Here is an 18577-nt window from a genome sequence, read left to right on the forward strand (position 1 = left end):
GGAGGTTACAGTAACAGTTAGACGGAAGGAGCACCCCTGTGGAGAAGCACTATGCTTTGGACCAGTATTTAAAAGTGGTCGTCTCACCCGATAAACTTAGCGCTTATTTGGAGTTTGCTAAACGTGAAGAAGGCTTTTCCTGTTCTGTAGAAGAATTGGAGCGTTTCCTGAGCAGCCAAAAAATAAGTCATGGTTTGATTAATAATGAGATTTACTCGTTTGTGGCAAGATCGGAAGATTATTTCTTCACCAAATTGCTGATTGCTGAGGGAACACCGCCAGTTCATGGTAAGGACGGAAAAATTAATTTGGCTGAAGTTGTGACTGGTGAAGATGCACGTAAGCCGCTCGAAACCTTGGATGGACGAGTGGACTATAAAGAATTGACCCGTTTAAAAAATGTAAAGCGTGGACAACTGATTGCCGAGCGGATTGATCCATTGCCGGGTGTACCTGGTATTGCCGTCACGGGAGAGGAAATTCCATATCTTCCAGGCAAAGAGGCACGTTTTAAAGTAGGGAAAAATGTAGTTGTTCATCCAGAAGGTGTTGCAATGTACGCAGCTATCGATGGATTGGTGACTACGACTGAAAAGGGTAAGCTCAATGTGTTTCCCGTATATGAAGTGAACGGGGATGTGGATTATAGCGTCGGCAACATTGATTTTGTTGGAACCGTCGTCATTCGTGGTAATGTCCTGACAGGTTTCCGTATTCGGGCGGCTGGAGACATTCGTGTTATCGGCGGTGTGGAAGGCGCTGAATTGGATGCGGAAGGCTCAGTCGACATTAGTGGTGGTATTATTGGATACCATAAGGGGTATGTGAAAGCTGCGCAAAATGTGAAATGCTCCTTTATACAGGATGGTAACGTGATTGCCGGGGGCGATATCCTTGTATCCCAAAGCATCATGCATTCCCAGATCAAAGCCAGTAAGAATGTACTTTGCGGAGGGGCTAAAGGACTCATCGTAGGTGGTAGTGTACAAGCTGGTGAAAAAGTGGTGGCGCGCACCATTGGTAATACGATGTCTACGGCCACTATAATCGAAGTAGGTGTATTACCGGAGCTTCGAGATGAATTGACTGAACTCCGAGCACGTTTGAAGCAACAAACAGACAGTCAGGATAAGACCAATAAGGCGCTCACCATACTGGATCAGCTTGCTGCTACTGGACAGCTTGCCCCTGAAAGAATGGCGATGCGAATCAAGCTGACATCTACTAAAAAATCAAATGACAACGAGCTTCTGGAAACTAAATCAAGAATGCTGGAGATCGAACGAACTTTGGAAGATACAACCCGCGCGCGGGTAGAAGTCAAAAACGTTATTTACGGCGGCTCTAAAATAGTTATCGGCAGATATACAAAATTTATTAAAGATTCGGTGGAAAGAATGGCGTTTTATTATCATGAGGGTGATATCAGTATGTCCTCCTCCGTGTAATCTGGCACAGGGATAACGAGTTTCCTTATTCCTCGGAAAACAGATACGGATGCCCAATCGGAAAGGGTGTGGTCCAATGAGCTTGAAAGCTGTTGAATTACAAGTCGCCGTACCTCGTACCAGTGAAGCGGGTAAGTATCAAAGTGAATACCAGCAACGTCCGATGAATGAGCAAGCGTTGTTAGGGCAAAAGACCGAGCAGGAGACGGAGAAGATTCGCCAGCGAAGCAGTGCGGTGGATGAATCTGCCGAAACATTCGTCGGTGAGAGGGAAAATGGAGGGCAGGGTAGTAATACTTCCGGCCAGAGCCGATCTCGATCCGGTGAGAATGAACTGCCAAAGGAGCATCCTGCAGAGCATCCATACAAGGGACATCATATAGATTTTTCGCTCTGATCCGACAGGTCGAGTAGCGTTATAAAAGGAGACGATGGGCAGTGGATCAACCATGGATATATATTGTTCTGCTGGGCGCCGTAGCTGTTGTCTACGCCTGGCTGCTGCCGAAGCGGCAGGCAGGCAGGGGAACAGAAGAGGCCGTCGTCCAAAAGGTTGAGGCCACCTTGGAGCAATATATGGCCGATATTGAAAACGGCAATGATGAGCTGATTGAGCTAGTATCCGGCATAAAGCAGGAATATGCAGTTAAACAGGCCTCATTGCAGGAGCAAGTGGCTGAGCTTCGGAAGCGAATTGTGGAGCTAGAACGCCAAGCTGCGATTGCTTCAATTTCTACACAGACAGTGCCTGGATCTGAGGTACAACTACATACAGGTACTCCGCATCAGGCGGTGGCAGCTTATGGTCAGTTCCGCAATGCGCAGACTGTTATTCCCATACAGGCAGAACAGTCTGACGCTTCTATTGTAGCTGTGGAAGACCAGACCCCGTTGCAAGAGGCTGAGACTGAAGCTCAGCAGGAATCTATCCGTGAGCGTTATCAGGAACTGTTCGAGCTGTATGAGCAGGGCAAATCGGTGGATTACATTGCTAAGCAATCAGGCATCCAACGGGGCGAGGTACAGCTCATATTACAATTGGCGGAAAGGGAGGACCTGACGTGATCAAAAATCGTTCATTCATGCTAGGCATGGGCACCGGACTTATTACAGGCGCACTACTGCTGCAATTGGCGATGATCGGTCAGGGTCAATCGCAGCCGTCTTCAGCGGAACCAAAAAACATGACACGTGAGCAATTGGAGGAGGCGGCAGCCAGACTGAATCTTCAAATAAGTGAGAGTTCTGATCCGAAGATGACAGAAGAGGAATGGCGTAACAAGGTGATCAAGGAAGGCAATAAAACACCGGTTGCCCCCAAAAAGGCAGAAGCGGCGCAAATTCCGTCGACACCAAAGACTCCTGCCAGCAAAACGCCTTCGGCTACTTCTAAGCCTTCAGCAAGCACATCTTCACTCCAAAGTCCAGATAAGCCACAAACTAAAGGTTCGAGTGCTACGACTACTCCAGATACCCCCAAACAGCCATCCACTCCGCAAGTGCAATATCGCATTGCATCCGGAAGCAATCTGAAGAGTGTGGCATCTGGTTTGCAGAAGGCAGGCATCGTATCGGATGCCAGTGCGTTTGAGGCTGAGGCTAAGGCTCAAAAAATCAATACCAAAATCCGTACCGGTACCTACGAGTTTGCCAAGGGTGAGGATTTTGGTTCTATCATTACTAAAATTACAAAGAAGCCGTCCAACTGACCGTGATCTGGAAAGTGGGCGGCATTATTTTTCGCTTAAAAGCTCGACAGGAGGGAATAACCAGTCCCCTTTCGCGCTTATCCTCCTATTGTCGAAAAGTTAGTTGCAACGCTGCGGGTGTTATGGTATATTAATTGACGGTGTTAAAAACGCACGTCGATTAATTTTGTAAAGGGTGCTTTCCAAATGGAAAGTCTTTGCGAGAAATGATTTCGGCGGAGGACACACAAAAAAACCAAACTTAGGAGGTGTGTGAAGATGGCAGTAATCTCCATGAAACAGCTTTTGGAAGCTGGGGTTCACTTTGGTCACCAAACACGTCGCTGGAACCCGAAAATGGATCGTTATATCTTCACTGAAAGAAACGGTATTTACATCATTGACTTGCAAAAGACAGTGAAAAAGGTTGAGGAAGCTTACAACTTCGTAAAAAGCATTGCAGCTGAGAATGGTACAATTCTGTTCGTAGGCACGAAGAAACAAGCACAAGATTCCGTTAAAGAAGAGGCAGCACGCGCTGGTCAATTCTATATCAACCAACGTTGGTTGGGCGGTACGCTGACTAACTTCCAAACTATTCAAAAACGTATTGATCGTTTGAAACAACTGGAAGCTTGGGAAGAAGATGGTACATTCGCTGTACTTCCTAAAAAAGAAGTTATCATTCTCCGTAAAGAGAAAGATCGTCTTGAAAAATTCTTGGGCGGAATCAAAAACATGAAGGGCCTTCCAAGCGCTCTGTTCATCATTGATCCACGCAAAGAACGCATTGCGGTTGCTGAAGCTCGCAAATTGGGCATTCCAATCGTGGGTATCGTTGATACAAACTGCGATCCAGACGAAATTGACTATGTTATCCCAGGTAATGACGACGCGATCCGCGCTGTTAAATTGCTGACAGGTAAAATGGCTGATGCAGTTATGGAAGCAAACCAAGGCGAAGAAACTACAGCATAATATTTCCTTACGGAAATACCTATATGAATTAAATGAAAAGGGTGGTTGGCAGGTGTATAACCTCTCACTACCCTTTTTTTTAAGGAATAAAGCTTGTGTACACCACTGAAAATCAAATTTGGAGGGAATTAATATGGCAGTTAATGCTAGCGCAGTAAAAGAGCTTCGTGAAAAAACAGGCGCAGGAATGCTGGATTGTAAAAAAGCGCTTGAAGAAGCAAACGGTGATTTGACAAAAGCAATTGAAGTTCTGCGTGAAAAAGGACTTGCAGCTGCAGCGAACAAAGCAGGCCGTATCGCTACTGAAGGCGTTGTTGAATCCTACATCCATGCTGGCGGCCGTATCGGCGTACTGGTAGAAGTAAACTGCGAAACAGACTTCGTAGCTAAAACAGACCAGTTCAGAGATTTTGTGCGTGACATCGCTATGCATATCGCTGCATCAAACCCTCGTTATGTTCGTCGCGAAGAAGTGCCACAGGAAGAGATCGAAAAAGAAAAAGAAATCCTGAAAGCACAAGCTTTGAACGAAGGCAAACCAGAAAAAATCGTTGAGAAAATGGTTGAAGGCCGCATCGGTAAATTCTATGAAGAGTTCTGCCTGTTAGAGCAATCTTTCATTAAAGATCCGGACAAAACAATCTCCACACTCATCAACGAAAAAATCAGCACCATTGGTGAAAACATTTCTCTGCGTCGTTTTGTTCGTTTTGAACTGGGCGAAGGTTTGGAGAAAAAAGAAGACAACTTCTACGAAGAAGTTATGTCTCAAGTGAAGCAATAATTACCAACGAACGGTAATTGCATACAGAAAGAGCAAAGAAATGGAACACATCAGTGTTCCTTTTCTTGCAACAGGACATCTATCCTGTACATACAATATAGTCCCTATTGGAGGGTGATCATTTGGAAAAACCTGTGTTTAAGCGTGTAGTTCTGAAAGTCAGCGGAGAGTCGCTGTCAGGCTCGAACGGCTATGGTATTGATGCGGATACAATTGCGTCGATCGCCGAGCAGGTCAAGGACGTTGTTGAACTGGGAGTAGAAGTTGCTATCGTGTGCGGAGGCGGCAACATTTGGCGGGGTATTGCAGGAAGCGCCAACGGAATTGACCGTGCGACAGCAGATTATATGGGTATGCTGGCAACGGTGATGAACTCACTGGCATTGCAGGATGCATTGGAGCAAATTGAAGTACCTACGCGTGTGCAGACTTCTATTGCAATGCAGCAAATTGCTGAGCCTTACATTCGTCGTAGAGCTATCCGTCATTTGGAAAAAGGTCGGGTTGTTATTTTTGCAGCAGGTACAGGGAATCCGTTCTTTTCGACCGATACTACGGCTGCTTTGCGTGCTGCTGAAATTGAGGCTGAAGTGATTCTGATGGCTAAAAATAAAGTGGACGGCGTATATTCAGCTGATCCATTTAAAGACAGCACAGCCGAGAAGTATGAGCAACTTACGTATTTGGATGTGCTCAACAAAAATCTCGGTGTCATGGACTCTACGGCTTCCTCGCTGTGTATGGATAACAATATTCCGTTGATTGTCTTTGCTATTACAGAGCAAGGTAACATTAAACGTGTCGTGTTGGGTGAGAAAATTGGCACGATCGTCAAAGGGAGTGTAAATTAATGCCACAATCTGTTAAAAAGAGCGCTGAAGAGCGCATGCATAAAGCCATTCAGTCGTTGCAGCGGGATCTTGCATCTTTACGCGCTGGTCGAGCGACTCCAGCTCTACTGGATCGCGTTCAGGTTGAGTATTACGGTGCAATGACTCCGGTCAATCAGTTAGCTAATGTAAATACACCGGACAGCCGGACTCTGATGATTCAGCCTTGGGATAAATCCTCCCTAGCCGACATTGAGCGTGCTATCCAAAAATCCGATCTGGGTTTGACTCCTTCCAATGACGGAAATACTATTCGTCTCAGTATTCCTGCATTGACAGAAGAACGCAGAACGGATCTGGTGAAGCTGACGAAAAAAAACGGCGAAGAAGCGAAGGTTGCCATTCGTAACATTCGTCGCGATGCGAACGATGATATTAAAAAAATGGAGAAAACTGATATTTCCGAGGATGAATCCCGCAAGTATCAGGAAGAAATCCAGAAAACAACCGATAAATTTATTGCCGAAGTGGATAAAATTTTGGCTGCAAAAGAAAAAGAAATTATGGAAGTATAAGAGACTGGTAGCCCCTCCCTTACGGTGGGGTTTGTCTCTTTTAAGCCTGAGGCACATTTTCAGAGAATGCTGGAGGAACTGGAATGATCAAACGGGTTCGGTCTTGGTGGAACGGGGAACAAAAACAGCAAACACCGGCCATTTCAATAGACAATATTCCGCAGCATGTTGCTGTCATAATGGATGGGAACGGCAGATGGGCCAAACGGATTGGGATGCCGAGGATTGTAGGGCATCAAAATGGAATGAAGGCAGTGAAGCGCACAGCGATTGCTGCGGATGAACTAGGCATTAAATATTTGACCTTATTTGCTTTTTCAACTGAAAATTGGTCGCGTCCCAAGGATGAAGTCGATTTTTTGATGCGGCTGCCGCAAGAATTTCTGGCTATTGAGCTTGATGAGCTGATTGAAAAAAATGTACAAGTGCGTATGATGGGAAATAAGGAGCATTTGCCTTCTCATACTGTTGATGCGCTGACTGAAGCGACACGGCGAACCGAAAATAATACCGGACTTGTTCTTAATTTTGCATTGAATTATGGAAGTAGGCTGGAGATCACTGAATGTATGCAAGCGTTGGGTCGTGAAATTGAGGATGGGAAGCTTAAATCCGGAGATATTACGCCTGAACTGATTGAGAAATCTTTGCTCTCAAGTGGTATGCCGGACCCTGACCTACTGATTCGGACAAGCGGTGAGCTAAGACTCAGCAATTTTATGCTATGGCAACTTGCTTACAGTGAGCTATGGTTTACTGATATTTATTGGCCTGAGTTTAAGAAAGAACATTTATACGAAGCAATAGTCGAATATCAGCGAAGATCACGGCGGTACGGTGGACTGAAGTAAATGGAGGATGAAGGCCGTTGAGACAGAGATTGATTACCGGTATTTTGGCAGGCGTATTTTTTTTGGCGATGGTCCTGTGGGGCGGCTTGGCCTACCATTTGCTCATTTTGGCCATGGCCCTAATCGGATTCTATGAATTCGCGCGGATGACCAGGGTATCTCCTTTCGGCGGTACAGCGTTAGTTGGGTATGCAGGAATATTAGCTTTTGTATTTCCTTATCAGCCCTTGGGTCTGCACTCACCATTACCGTCTATAACTCTGCTTTGGCTGCTGATGATTATTTTTATGATCATTACGGTGGGAACGAAAAATAAAATTACAATTCAAACGGTGTCCATACTATTTCTCGGTACCGTTTATATAGGCTTCGGATTTTCGTATATGGCGGAATCACGTCATATGGAACATGGGCTCTTATGGACCTTTCTGTTACTGGCTTGCATTTGGGCAAGTGATGCAGGGGCTTATTTTGTAGGCAAAATGGCGGGGAAGACAAAGCTATGGCCTGCGATCAGTCCAAACAAAACAGTCGAAGGATCTATTGGCGGGATTGTTTTAGCGTTAGCTACAGCACTGGTATTTGCCGGATTGTCAGAAGGGCTGCTGCCGTGGGACAAAGCCTTCGTTATCGGTTTATTTTGTGCAGTTGTGGGTCAATTGGGCGATTTAGTCCAATCTGCGTACAAGCGGGTGTACGACATTAAAGATTCCGGTAATCTGTTGCCAGGGCACGGTGGTATATTAGACCGCTGCGACAGCTGGATTGTTGTTTTTCCAATTGTACATATGCTGATGCTGCTTCCATGACCCTTACCTGGTGGTTACAGTTCATGCTCAGGTTAAAATTAGCCGCAGAGTAACGGTTATTTTCAAGATAGGAAGGTGCTTCATGAAAAGAATTACGGTACTCGGTTCAACCGGGTCTATTGGAACACAGACGCTGGATGTCGTATCTATGCACCCGGATCAGTTTGCCGTAGAGGCTTTAGCAGGCGGCTCCAATATAAAGTTGCTTGTCGAACAGGCACATCTATACCAACCCAAGAAGGTTTCCGTAGGCAGCAAGCAACTGGCGGAGCAAATCCGTCCTTTGTTGCCTTCCGGAATAGAACTGCATTGGGGGAATGAAGGACTCGTCGAGCTGGCTGCGAATACGGATGCAGATATGGTTGTGACAGCTGTAATGGGCAGTGTCGGATTGCACTCCACGCTGGCCGCGATTGAGGCTGGAAAACAGATCGGTTTGGCCAATAAGGAAACACTGGTTACCGCTGGTCATCTGGTCACAGAACGGGCCCGGGCGAAAGGAGTGCCGTTGCTGCCGATTGACAGTGAGCATTCAGCTATTTTTCAATGCTTGAATGGTGAGCGTATGAAAGATGTGGAACATATTACTCTCACGGCATCAGGTGGTTCTTTTCGTGATTTGACAAGGGAACAGCTCCGGGAGGTTACGGTAGAAGATGCATTGAAGCACCCCAATTGGTCGATGGGTGCCAAAATTACGATTGACTCGGCAACGATGGTAAACAAAGGGCTAGAGGTCATTGAGGCGCATTGGTTGTTCGGACTTGATTATGAGCAGATTCACGTACTATTGCACCCTGAAAGCATCATTCATTCGTATGTAGAATTTGTGGATACCAGTATTGTCGCTCAACTGGGCAACCCTGATATGCGAGTGCCTATCCAATACGCCTTAACCTATCCTGAACGGATGAAGTCTCCGTCCAAGCCGCTGTCACTGGCTGAGGTGGGTAGGCTCCATTTTAAGGAAATGGACTTTAATCGTTTTCCTTGTTTAAGGCTTGCCTTTGAATGTGGTAAAATGGGTGGTACAGCACCAACTGCATTTAATGCGGCTAATGAGATTGCTGTTGCCCGTTTTCTGCGTGGAGAAATTTCTTTTCTGCATATCGAAGCCGTTATTGATCAAGTACTGGAACGGCATGTCAATGTCACTAACCCTGATCTGGCTGCGATTGAAGCCTGTGACCGTGAGGTTCGCAGCATAGCTGCCGGGATATAAGCTGACTTTGGGTTCGGGAAGCGAATTGTGATTCTCTTGTGCGGGATCGGAGAATAATGATAATCTAGGAAGACAAACTCGATCTCATTGAAAGGGGAACGGAAACGATTGGAAACGATTCGAATAGTTTTGATGACGGTGCTCATGTTTTTCGTCATAGTGACGGTGCATGAATGGGGGCATTATTATTTTGCCAAACGCGCCGGGATTCTGGTACGGGAGTTTGCGATCGGTTTCGGTCCGAAACTGTTTTCTTATAAAAGAAACGAGACGCGATTTACACTACGTTTGCTGCCGTTCGGTGGTTTTGCCCGCATGGCGGGAGAAGATCCGGAAATCAATGAAATTGAAGCCGGACAAACAATTGCTGTACGCGTAACGGACGGTATCGTCAAAACCATTTATTTGGACCAATTGGATAACCGTAAAAATGTGGTGCGCGGCGAAGTGCAGCACATTGATCTGGAGCAGGCACTAACTGTAAAATTGGATGTGGATGGCGAAGATCAGCAATATACGGTGCACCCCCAAGCGATGATGGTAACCAAAGGGCAATCCATCCAGATTGCGCCTAAGGATCGACAGTATGGCAGCAAAACAGTAGGACAGCGTTCTATGGCTATTTTTGCCGGACCGCTGATGAATTTTATTCTTGCCTTTGTTCTGTTTGGTCTGCATATCCAGATGGTCGGCGTACAAGTGGACAACCCAACTTATGTTCAGATTAGTGACATTACAGCGGGTATGCCTGCTGCTGAAGCTGATTTGCATAAGGGCGATATCATTGAATCGGTGAACGGGGTTGCGATTGGGGCAAACGTTGAAAATATGATCAAACTGATTGCCGATTCCCAAGACAAGCCGATGAAATGGGTTGTTCGTCGTGATAACAGAACTTTTGATCTGACGATTACACCTCGTGCAATGGAAGGACAAAAGGGTGGTAAAGTGGGCATCGTGCCTGAACTTCCGACACGGCAAGCCGGAGTCGGGGAAACGTTTAAATTTGCTGGACAATCCATGGTACGAACGACCGATATTATTTTCCAGGGGTTTAGTCAGCTTATCCAACGCTTCTCCATTAATGATCTGGGAGGTCCGGTACGTACTTTTGAAGTGACAGGACAAATTGCCAAGCAGGGCATTGAGCAGCTTACGTATTGGACTGCTATAATGAGTCTTTATTTGGGGATATTTAATCTGTTGCCAATTCCTGCGCTGGATGGAAGCAGACTTGTTTTCCTCGGTGTAGAGGCGGTGAGAGGACGTCCAGTTGATCCGAGTAGGGAAGGTATGGTCCATTTCGTTGGTTTTGCCATGCTATTCCTGCTCATGATTGCGGTCACTTATAATGATATTTTACGATTAATTAACGGATAATTAGAGACGGACTTATTTAACAGGGTCTGTATGGGAGGACATGCGTTTCTATGTCGAACGATAAACAGTTTGTTGAGGAAATTACGCCACAGAGCGAAGATTTTTCTCGATGGTATATTGATGTTATTAAAAAAGCAGAGCTGATGGATTACTCCCCGGTTCGCGGGTGTATTGTGTTCCGCCCTGACGGTTTTGAAATTTGGGAGCATATCAAGGAAGCCATGGATGTGCGTTTCAAAGAAACAGGTCATCGCAATGCCTATTTTCCGATGTTCATTCCCGAGAGCTTTTTCCAGAAGGAAAAAGAGCATGTCGAAGGATTTAACCCGGAGCTTCCTTGGGTAACTGAGGCTGGCGGGGAAAAGCTGGAGGAGCGCCTTGCGATCCGTCCAACTTCAGAGACAATGATCGGTCATATGTACTCCAAATGGATTCAATCCTATCGTGATCTGCCAGTGCTTATCAACCAATGGGCCAACGTGGTTCGTTGGGAAAAACGCACGCTTCCTTTCTTGCGTACGAGTGAGTTTTTGTGGCAGGAAGGTCACACTGCTCATGAAAATGAGGAAGAAGCACGCGAAGAAACGATGAAAATGCTGGAAGTATACCGTGAGGTTATCGAGGAAGTACTGGCTATCCCAGTTATTACCGGACAAAAAACACCTTCTGAAAAATTTGCTGGTGCGAAGGATACATTCTCACTGGAAGCGATGATGAAGGATGGACGTGCGGTGCAAGCAGGGACTTCTCACTATATGGGAACCAATTTTGCCGTTGCTTTTGATATTAAATATTTGAGTCGTGAAAATAATCTGGAATTCGCACATACCACTTCATGGGGAACAAGTACACGCTTGATTGGTGCACTGATTATGGTCCATGGGGATGATCGGGGGTTGGCTTTGCCTCCTAAAGTTGCACCTACGCAGGTCATTATGGTTCCTATCGGGCCACCTAAGAAGCGTGACGCAGTTATTGCCCGTGCAGATGAACTGTTCGCTGAACTGAAACAAGCGGGTGTACGTGTGAAAATGGACGACCGCAGTGATGTGAGTCCAGGTTGGAAGTTTAACGAATATGAAATGCGCGGTGTACCGGTGCGTCTGGAAATCGGACCTCGTGATATGGAAAATGGCGTTTGTGTGCTCGTATCCCGTATCAGTGGCGAGAAAAAGATTGTACAGCAGGATAACCTTGCTGAGGAAGTCCATGCTATGCTGGCACAGGTACAGCAGGAAATGTTTGATCGTGCCAAGAGCTTTATGGATGAAAACTTCTATTCCGTAGATACGCTGGATGAAATGAAGGCGCTTATGGAAGAGAAACGCGGCTTTACTTTGGCAGGCTGGTGCGGATCTGAAGAATGTGAAGACAAGGTTAAAGAAGTGACAGGCGCTACAAGCCGCAATATACCTTTTAAAACTACCGAGCAAAAGACCACATGTCTGTGCTGCGGCAAACCAGCCAAGCATACTGTAGTGTTCGCACGGGCGTACTAATAAAGAAGTAAAGCTACACCACTATACTCACTTCATTCTCTCCGCTAACGAGCATAATTGTAAGAGGTTGCTATGGTGGAGGATTGAGGGGGCTACGAAAAGCTTTTGCGGTCGGAGATGTTTTAGACGCAGAAGCTTTTCATGTTTTCAGAATTGTAGATTTGGAATCCTGGGTACGATTAAAGTTGTTAAGTCAATGGAAAACGAGGGGAGAGCCATGAACGGAGCTGAAGAAAAGAGAAAACGGCTGGAACTGCTGATGAAGCAGGTAGTGATGCCGGCGGGAGTGGTGGAACCTTATTTCCTGGACGGTTGGATTGAGCAGGTGGAAATAAGCCGTACCAATAAGGATTGGAATATTATCATCGCCAAGGAAACACTGGTTCCCGCTCAGGTATATCGGGCCTTCTGTATTCAGGTGCAGGAGAAAATGAACCACATCGCTAAAATTACCTTTCGGTTTCGGTATAGTGAGCAGGTTCAGTCTGCGGATATCATCAGTGAATACTGGAAGCTTTTTCTGGAATGGGTGCACCGTGAAATCCCATCCGTGAACGGCTGGATGAACCGGGCTGTACATGAGTGGGAAGAAGGCCTGTTATTGCTGACGATGAGCGATAGCATGTCACTGGAGCTGGCACGCAAAAAGCAGATTGACCAAGCAATCATCAAATTCTACGATAAATATTTTGGTATCTCGATGCGCATTAAAATCCAGGTGGGTGAAAGTAACCAAGAGGCTTTGCAGCAATTCCAAGAGAAAAAGATGCAGGAAGAACGTGAAGTTATTCAGCAGATGATGGAAAGCATGGAATCAGAAATGCCGCCTCTGGATGAAGAGGAAGGAGATGTACGGCTTCAATTTGGCTATGACATCAAGGAGCCGCCTGTTCCGATGCAAGAAATTCAGGATGAAGAGAAGAAAGTCACGTTACAGGGAACGATTTTCGGTCTCGATAGTAAAGAGTTGCGCAATGGCAGTACATTGTTCACTTATTATTTGACTGATTTTAGTGATTCGCTGCAAATGAAAATGTTTGCCAAAACAAAAGAAGATCTAAAAATTCTCAGCTTGCTGGCTAACGGAAAATGGGTTAAGGTCCGCGGCCGCGTCGAATATGATCGTTTTATGCAAATTCCTGAGCTGGTTATGATTCCTTCTGATCTGGTAGAGGTGCAGGCTCCTCCTTCCCGTAAAGATAATGCAGAGGAAAAACGGGTTGAGTTTCACCTTCACACGAAGATGAGCGCGATGGATGCTGTAAGCTCCATTGATCAGTATGTTAAAACGGCCGCCAAGTGGGGGCACAAGGCGATTGCGGTCACTGATCATGGTGGAGTGCAATGTTATCCCGATGCCGCTAAGGCCGCCAAGAAAAACGGAATTAAAATGATTTATGGTATCGAGGCCAATGTGGTCAACGATGCGGTTGAGGTTGTGATGCAGGCACAGCCGCTTAATTTGAAAACAGCGACTTATGTCGTTTTTGATATTGAAACCACTGGTCTGTCAGTCACACAAAATAGAATTATTGAGATTGCTGCTGTCAAGATGCATGAGGGTAAAGAGATAGACCGTTATGCTACCTTTGTAAATCCGCATGAGCGTATTCCGTACAATATCCAGCAACTGACCAACATTAACGATGAAATGGTCAAGGATGCACCGGATGTGGAGCCCGTTATGAAGGAGTTTGTGGCTTTTGCTGGCGATGCTGTACTGGTTGCCCATAATGCGCGATTTGATGTCGGTTTTATTCAGGCTACGCTTAGGAATATGGGATTGCCTGAGATGACGAACCCGGTACTGGATACACTGGAATTAGCCCGTTTGCTGTTTCCAACGATGAAAAATCATCGTCTGAACACATTGACTACCAAATACAAGGTTGCGCTCGAAAGCCATCACCGGGCCATTGATGATACAGTTGCGCTAACGGAAGTGTTGAATGGACTTTTGAATGATGCGGAACAAATTAAAGGTATGAAAATGCTCGACCGCTTGAACGACTATGTTGGTAAGGATTTATCGACCGTTCGTCCTTTCCATTGCTGCATTTATGCGCTTAATCCGATTGGCAAAAAAAATCTGTACAAGCTGGTTTCAATGTCACATACCGAATATTTTAAGCGTGTCCCTTGTATTCCTAAATCGAAATTGTCAGAGATGAGAGACGGGCTGCTTATTATTTCAGGTTGCGAAAAGGGAGAGTTTTTCGAGGCAGTTCTGAACAAGTCGGAGGAGGAAGCCGAGGAAATTGCACAGTTTTATGATGTGCTGGAGATCCAACCTTTAACCATGTACATGCATTTGGTGGAAAAACAACTGGTAAGTGGCCCTGATGCTCTGAAAACGGCAGTTCGTAAAGTATGCGAAATTGGGCGGCGGCTCGATAAGCCCGTTATTGCTACAGGCAATGTTCACTATTTGGAAACGCGTGATAAGCTGTACCGTGATATCACGATACATGGAATTACTGGCTTTAGCCCGTTAAAAGATATCCGGAAACCGGATGCGCATTTGCGCACGACAGACGAAATGCTGGCAGAATTCGAGTTTTTGGGCGAGGAGAAAGCCTATGAAGTCGTTGTGAAGAATACCAGCGAGCTGGCGGAGCGGTTTGAGGAACTGGAGCTGTTCCCTGACAAGCTGTTCACGCCTTTGCTGGATGGGGCAGACGAGGAAATCCGCAATACTTGCTACGAGACGGCTAAATCCATTTATGGTGAGGAATTGCCCGAGGTGGTCGTAGCCCGTCTTGAAAAAGAACTGGAGCCGATTATTAAATACGGTTTCTCTGCCAACTATCTCATTTCCGAGCGACTGGTTAAAAAGTCCAATCAGGATGGATACCTGGTAGGTTCGCGGGGTTCTGTTGGATCTTCTGTGGTGGCTACCTTTCTCGGTATTTCCGAGGTTAATCCACTGCCTGCACATTATATTTGCGGTAATCCTGAATGCAGACATAGCGAATGGATTTTGGATGGCAGTGTGCCGAGCGGATTTGACTTGCCTGACAAAAACTGCCCGCAATGCGGTGGCAAGCTGAAGGGTGAGGGACAGGATATTCCGTTTGAAACGTTTCTTGGGTTTAAGGGAGATAAAGTTCCCGATATTGACTTGAACTTCTCCGGGGAATATCAGCCAGTCGCACATAATTATACGAAAGTACTGTTTGGTGAGAAAAGTGTATTCCGTGCTGGAACCATCGGTACGGTTGCGGAGAAAACAGCCTTTGGCTTTGCGAAGAAATATGAAGAGGCGCATCATAAAAAATGGCGTGGGGCCGAGCTGAACAGGCTGGCTTCCGGCTGTACGGGCGTCAAACGCAGCACCGGACAGCATCCGGGTGGGATCGTCGTCGTTCCCGATTATATTGAGGTCGAGGACATTACGCCGGTACAATTCCCGGCTGATGATACGAGCTCGGAGTGGAAAACGACGCATTTTGATTATCATGCTTTTGATGCGAACTTACTCAAGCTTGATATTCTGGGCCATGATGATCCGACCATGATGAGAATGCTTCAGGATTTGACCGGAGTCGACCCAACGACAATTCCGATGAATGATCCGAAGGTTATGAGCATGTTCAATTCCACAGAGGCGCTTGGCGTAACGCCGCAGCAGATCCGCACTCCTGTCGCAACCTATGGTGTACCCGAGATGGGGACCAAGTTTGTGCGTCAGATGCTAGTGGAATCACAGCCGAGTTCTTTTGCCGATTTGCTGCAAATATCGGGTCTGTCTCATGGTACGGGCGTATGGCTGGGTAACGCGCAGGATTTGATCAAGAACAATACCTGCAATATTAAAACCGTAATTGGTTGCCGGGATGATATCATGTTGTTCCTGATTTACAAGGCGGGGATGGATGCAGGTCTGGCCTTTAAAATTACGGAGAGCGTGCGTAAAGGTAAAGGGCTTAGTGCGGAATGGATCGAGGAAATGAAAAAATGTAAGGTTCCGCAATGGTACATTGATTCCTGTCTCAAGATCCAGTACATGTTTCCAAAGGCGCATGCCGCAGCCTATGTTATTTCAGCAGTCCGGACCGCCTATTTCAAGCTGTATTATCCGATTGAATATTATGCGACCTATTTCTCGGTACGCGCAGCCGATTTTGATATTGAGCTGTGTTGTCAGGGGTATGATGCCATCGCACGGAAAATTGTCGAAATCGAGCAGCTCGGTTTTCAGGCTCCGCCTAAGGAAAAAGGGATGCTTCCGATCCTGGAAATGGCGCTGGAAATGACGGCTCGCGGTTTCAGTTTCAAGACGATTGATTTGTATCGTTCCGAAGCTACGCGCTTCAAGGTAGACGGAGATTCACTCATTCCTCCGTTCGGGGCGCTTCAGGGGATTGGTGACAACGCGGCGCGTAACATCGCAGCCTCCCGTGAGCAGGGTGAATTTTTGTCTGTCGAGGATTTTCAGCAAAAATCAAAGGCTAGTAAAACGATTGTCGAAATGCTGTCCCAGATGGGCTGTTTCCGCGGACTGCCGGAGAGTAATCAGTTGTCTCTGTTTTAATTGGAATCCCAGTAGTCAAGCTCTGGCACTTGTCACATAACTACGGTTATGTTATAATTTTTTTGGTAATCATGGAGATAAAACCGTTGCTTAAAGAGTGGGGAAACCCACTCTTTACTGTTTGATATACAGTTACAACGTGAAAAGACGATTTTTGGGCAGGAACCGGTACGCCGGTTTATTTGCAGTGAGCCCAAAATGAACATTACATCAAATGAAAATGGAAAATGCCGGTGATGGAGAAGCATTGTCCATGGCAATGGGGCGTCTCTTTTTCACCACAGGAAAGTTTACTTTTGGAGGTTATAATCTTTGAGCACACCAAAGATCAAGTCAGTAGTAGAAGAAATGGCCCAACCTTATCTCGATGAGCATGGTTTTGAACTGGTCGATGTCGAGTATGTCAAAGAGGGCAGCAATTGGTTTCTTCGCGTTTTTGTGGACAAAGATGGGGGAATTGATCTGGACGACTGTAGTATGATCAGTGAATACTTGGGTCAAAAGCTGGACGAAAACGACCCTGTTTCTACAGCATATTTTCTGGAGGTGTCTTCACCAGGCGCTGAAAGACCGCTAAAAAAAGCGGAAGACGTAACCAAAGCGGTAGGCAAAAATGTATTTGTTACTACATACGAGCCGATCAACGGCCTGAAGGAATTTGAAGGTCGTTTGCTTTCTTTTGAAGATGGGGAACTTACCGTTCAGAGCGGACAAAAGAAGCATGCCATACCTTATGACAAGGTGGCTGGAGCCAGGCTCGCGATCATATTTTAATTCGGATTTGACCGTTGCTGTTTGACATGGACTTCATGTTTTTTTGCCTCGTGTGCCGACCAGGACGCAGGTGCATCATTTGAAAGGGGGAGCAGTAATCCATGAGTATGGATTTTATTGAAGCAATGAACGAGTTGGAACGGGAAAAGGGGATCAGCAAGGATGTGCTGTTTGAGGCCATTGAAGCAGCCTTGATTTCCAGCTACAAACGGAATTTCAACACCGCACAAAACGTGCGTGTCGATATGAACCGCAACTCGGGTGTCATTAAGGTATATGCCCGCAAGCTGATTGTTGAGGAGGTATTGGACCCTCGCACCGAGATTTCGTTGCCAGCGGCTCGTGAGATTAACCCGAATTTTCAGCTGGAGGATATTGCTGAAATTGAAGTTACTCCTCGTGATTTTGGACGGATTGCTGCACAAACAGCAAAGCAGGTCGTAACCCAACGTATCCGTGAAGCGGAGCGGGGATTGATCTACAACAAGTTTGTGGACAAGGAAGAGGATATTGTAACAGGGACGGTACAACGTCAAGACCCGCGTAATATTTATATTGATCTGGGTAAGGTGGAGGCGGTTCTCCCGTTGGGCGAGTTGATGCCTAATGAGAAATTCAGTCATCTGGACCGGATTAAGGCTTATATTACCAAGGTAGAGAATACGACCAAAGGGCCACAAATCATGTTGTCCCGTTCACATCCAGGTCTGCTTAAGCGTTTGTTCGAACTCGAGGTGCCGGAAATTTTTGACGGTGTCGTCGAGATTCGTTCTGTAGCGCGTGAAGCAGGCTTCCGTTCTAAAATCGCAGTTCATTCCCGTAATGCCGAGGTAGATCCGGTCGGTTCTTGTGTAGGACCGAGGGGAACGCGGGTGCAAACGATTGTGAATGAGTTGCGTGGTGAAAAAATAGACATTGTGCGTTATTCCGATAATGTTGACGAGTATGTGGCTAATGCGTTGAGCCCGTCCAAGGTGCTTGAGGTGCAGGTGTTTGAAGAAGAAAAAATGGCTCGTGTCATCGTGCCGGATTATCAGCTTTCTCTGGCCATTGGTATCAAAGGGCAAAATGCCCGCCTTGCTGCCAAGCTTACTGGCTGGAAAATTGATATCAAGAGCGAAACGCAGGCGGAGGAAGAACTCGGTAGACCGAGAACATCCACCGATGAAATGCATCAGGATTCCGTTTCTGTAGATTAAACGGAG

General features: G+C 46.3%; 16 protein-coding genes. All 16 read left to right on the plus strand.

Annotated elements, in window-relative coordinates; all coding sequences use genetic code 11:
- Nucleotides 1–38 precede the first annotated feature (38 nt).
- The gene (locus NST83_RS10210; protein ID WP_342417497.1) at nt 39–1448 is read left to right on the plus strand and encodes a FapA family protein; all 1410 of its coding nucleotides are present in this window, start codon (nt 39–41) and stop codon (nt 1446–1448) included.
- A gap of 76 nt (nt 1449–1524) precedes the next feature.
- Nucleotides 1525–1845, plus strand: a complete 321-nt coding sequence (locus NST83_RS10215) for a hypothetical protein (protein WP_342417498.1) — start codon at nt 1525–1527, stop codon at nt 1843–1845.
- Nucleotides 1846–1886: 41 nt separating this feature from the next.
- Complete coding sequence (locus tag NST83_RS10220) at nt 1887–2513, plus strand: hypothetical protein (protein ID WP_342417499.1); 627 nt, start codon at nt 1887–1889, stop codon at nt 2511–2513.
- On the plus strand, nt 2510–3157 hold the full coding sequence (locus NST83_RS10225; RefSeq protein WP_342417500.1) for a peptidase: 648 nt from the start codon (nt 2510–2512) through the stop codon (nt 3155–3157). The genes NST83_RS10220 and NST83_RS10225 overlap by 4 nt, the downstream gene beginning before the upstream one ends.
- 258 nt (nt 3158–3415) lie before the next feature.
- Nucleotides 3416–4114 carry a 30S ribosomal protein S2 gene (gene rpsB, locus NST83_RS10230; protein WP_013309916.1) on the plus strand — a complete coding sequence of 233 codons (699 nt, stop codon included), beginning with the start codon at nt 3416–3418 and terminating at the stop codon, nt 4112–4114.
- 133 nt (nt 4115–4247) lie between these two features.
- The gene (tsf, locus tag NST83_RS10235; protein WP_014281109.1) at nt 4248–4898 is read left to right on the plus strand and encodes a translation elongation factor Ts; all 651 of its coding nucleotides are present in this window, start codon (nt 4248–4250) and stop codon (nt 4896–4898) included.
- A gap of 122 nt (nt 4899–5020) precedes the next feature.
- Entirely contained in the window at nt 5021–5749 is a 729-nt protein-coding gene (gene pyrH, locus NST83_RS10240) for a UMP kinase (RefSeq protein WP_137062744.1), read from the plus strand.
- Nucleotides 5749–6303, plus strand: coding sequence for a ribosome recycling factor (frr, locus tag NST83_RS10245; RefSeq protein WP_137062745.1), 555 nt, complete (start codon nt 5749–5751; stop codon nt 6301–6303). Before pyrH ends, frr begins: the two co-directional genes overlap by 1 nt.
- 83 nt (nt 6304–6386) lie before the next feature.
- The gene (locus NST83_RS10250; protein WP_342417501.1) at nt 6387–7154 is read left to right on the plus strand and encodes an isoprenyl transferase; all 768 of its coding nucleotides are present in this window, start codon (nt 6387–6389) and stop codon (nt 7152–7154) included.
- Between the two features lie 17 nt (nt 7155–7171).
- Nucleotides 7172–7963, plus strand: coding sequence for a phosphatidate cytidylyltransferase (locus NST83_RS10255; protein ID WP_342417502.1), 792 nt, complete (start codon nt 7172–7174; stop codon nt 7961–7963).
- An 82-nt stretch (nt 7964–8045) separates the two neighbouring features.
- The gene (locus NST83_RS10260; protein WP_342417503.1) at nt 8046–9185 is read left to right on the plus strand and encodes a 1-deoxy-D-xylulose-5-phosphate reductoisomerase; all 1140 of its coding nucleotides are present in this window, start codon (nt 8046–8048) and stop codon (nt 9183–9185) included.
- 108 nt (nt 9186–9293) lie between these two features.
- The gene (gene rseP / locus NST83_RS10265) at nt 9294–10565 is read left to right on the plus strand and encodes an RIP metalloprotease RseP (RefSeq protein ID WP_342417504.1); all 1272 of its coding nucleotides are present in this window, start codon (nt 9294–9296) and stop codon (nt 10563–10565) included.
- 50 nt (nt 10566–10615) lie between these two features.
- Complete coding sequence (gene proS, locus NST83_RS10270) at nt 10616–12064, plus strand: proline--tRNA ligase (protein WP_342417505.1); 1449 nt, start codon at nt 10616–10618, stop codon at nt 12062–12064.
- A gap of 217 nt (nt 12065–12281) precedes the next feature.
- Nucleotides 12282–16598, plus strand: a complete 4317-nt coding sequence (locus NST83_RS10275; protein ID WP_342417506.1) for a PolC-type DNA polymerase III — start codon at nt 12282–12284, stop codon at nt 16596–16598.
- 312 nt (nt 16599–16910) lie between these two features.
- On the plus strand, nt 16911–17372 hold the full coding sequence (gene rimP, locus NST83_RS10280) for a ribosome maturation factor RimP (RefSeq protein ID WP_014281118.1): 462 nt from the start codon (nt 16911–16913) through the stop codon (nt 17370–17372).
- Between the two features lie 101 nt (nt 17373–17473).
- Nucleotides 17474–18571: a transcription termination factor NusA gene (gene nusA / locus NST83_RS10285; RefSeq protein WP_137062752.1), complete on the plus strand. Its 1098-nt coding sequence runs from the start codon at nt 17474–17476 to the stop codon at nt 18569–18571.
- Nucleotides 18572–18577 lie beyond the last annotated feature (6 nt).

Origin of the sequence: Paenibacillus sp. FSL R10-2782, assembly GCF_038592985.1 — a bacterium.
Taxonomy (GTDB): domain Bacteria; phylum Bacillota; class Bacilli; order Paenibacillales; family Paenibacillaceae; genus Paenibacillus; species Paenibacillus terrae_C.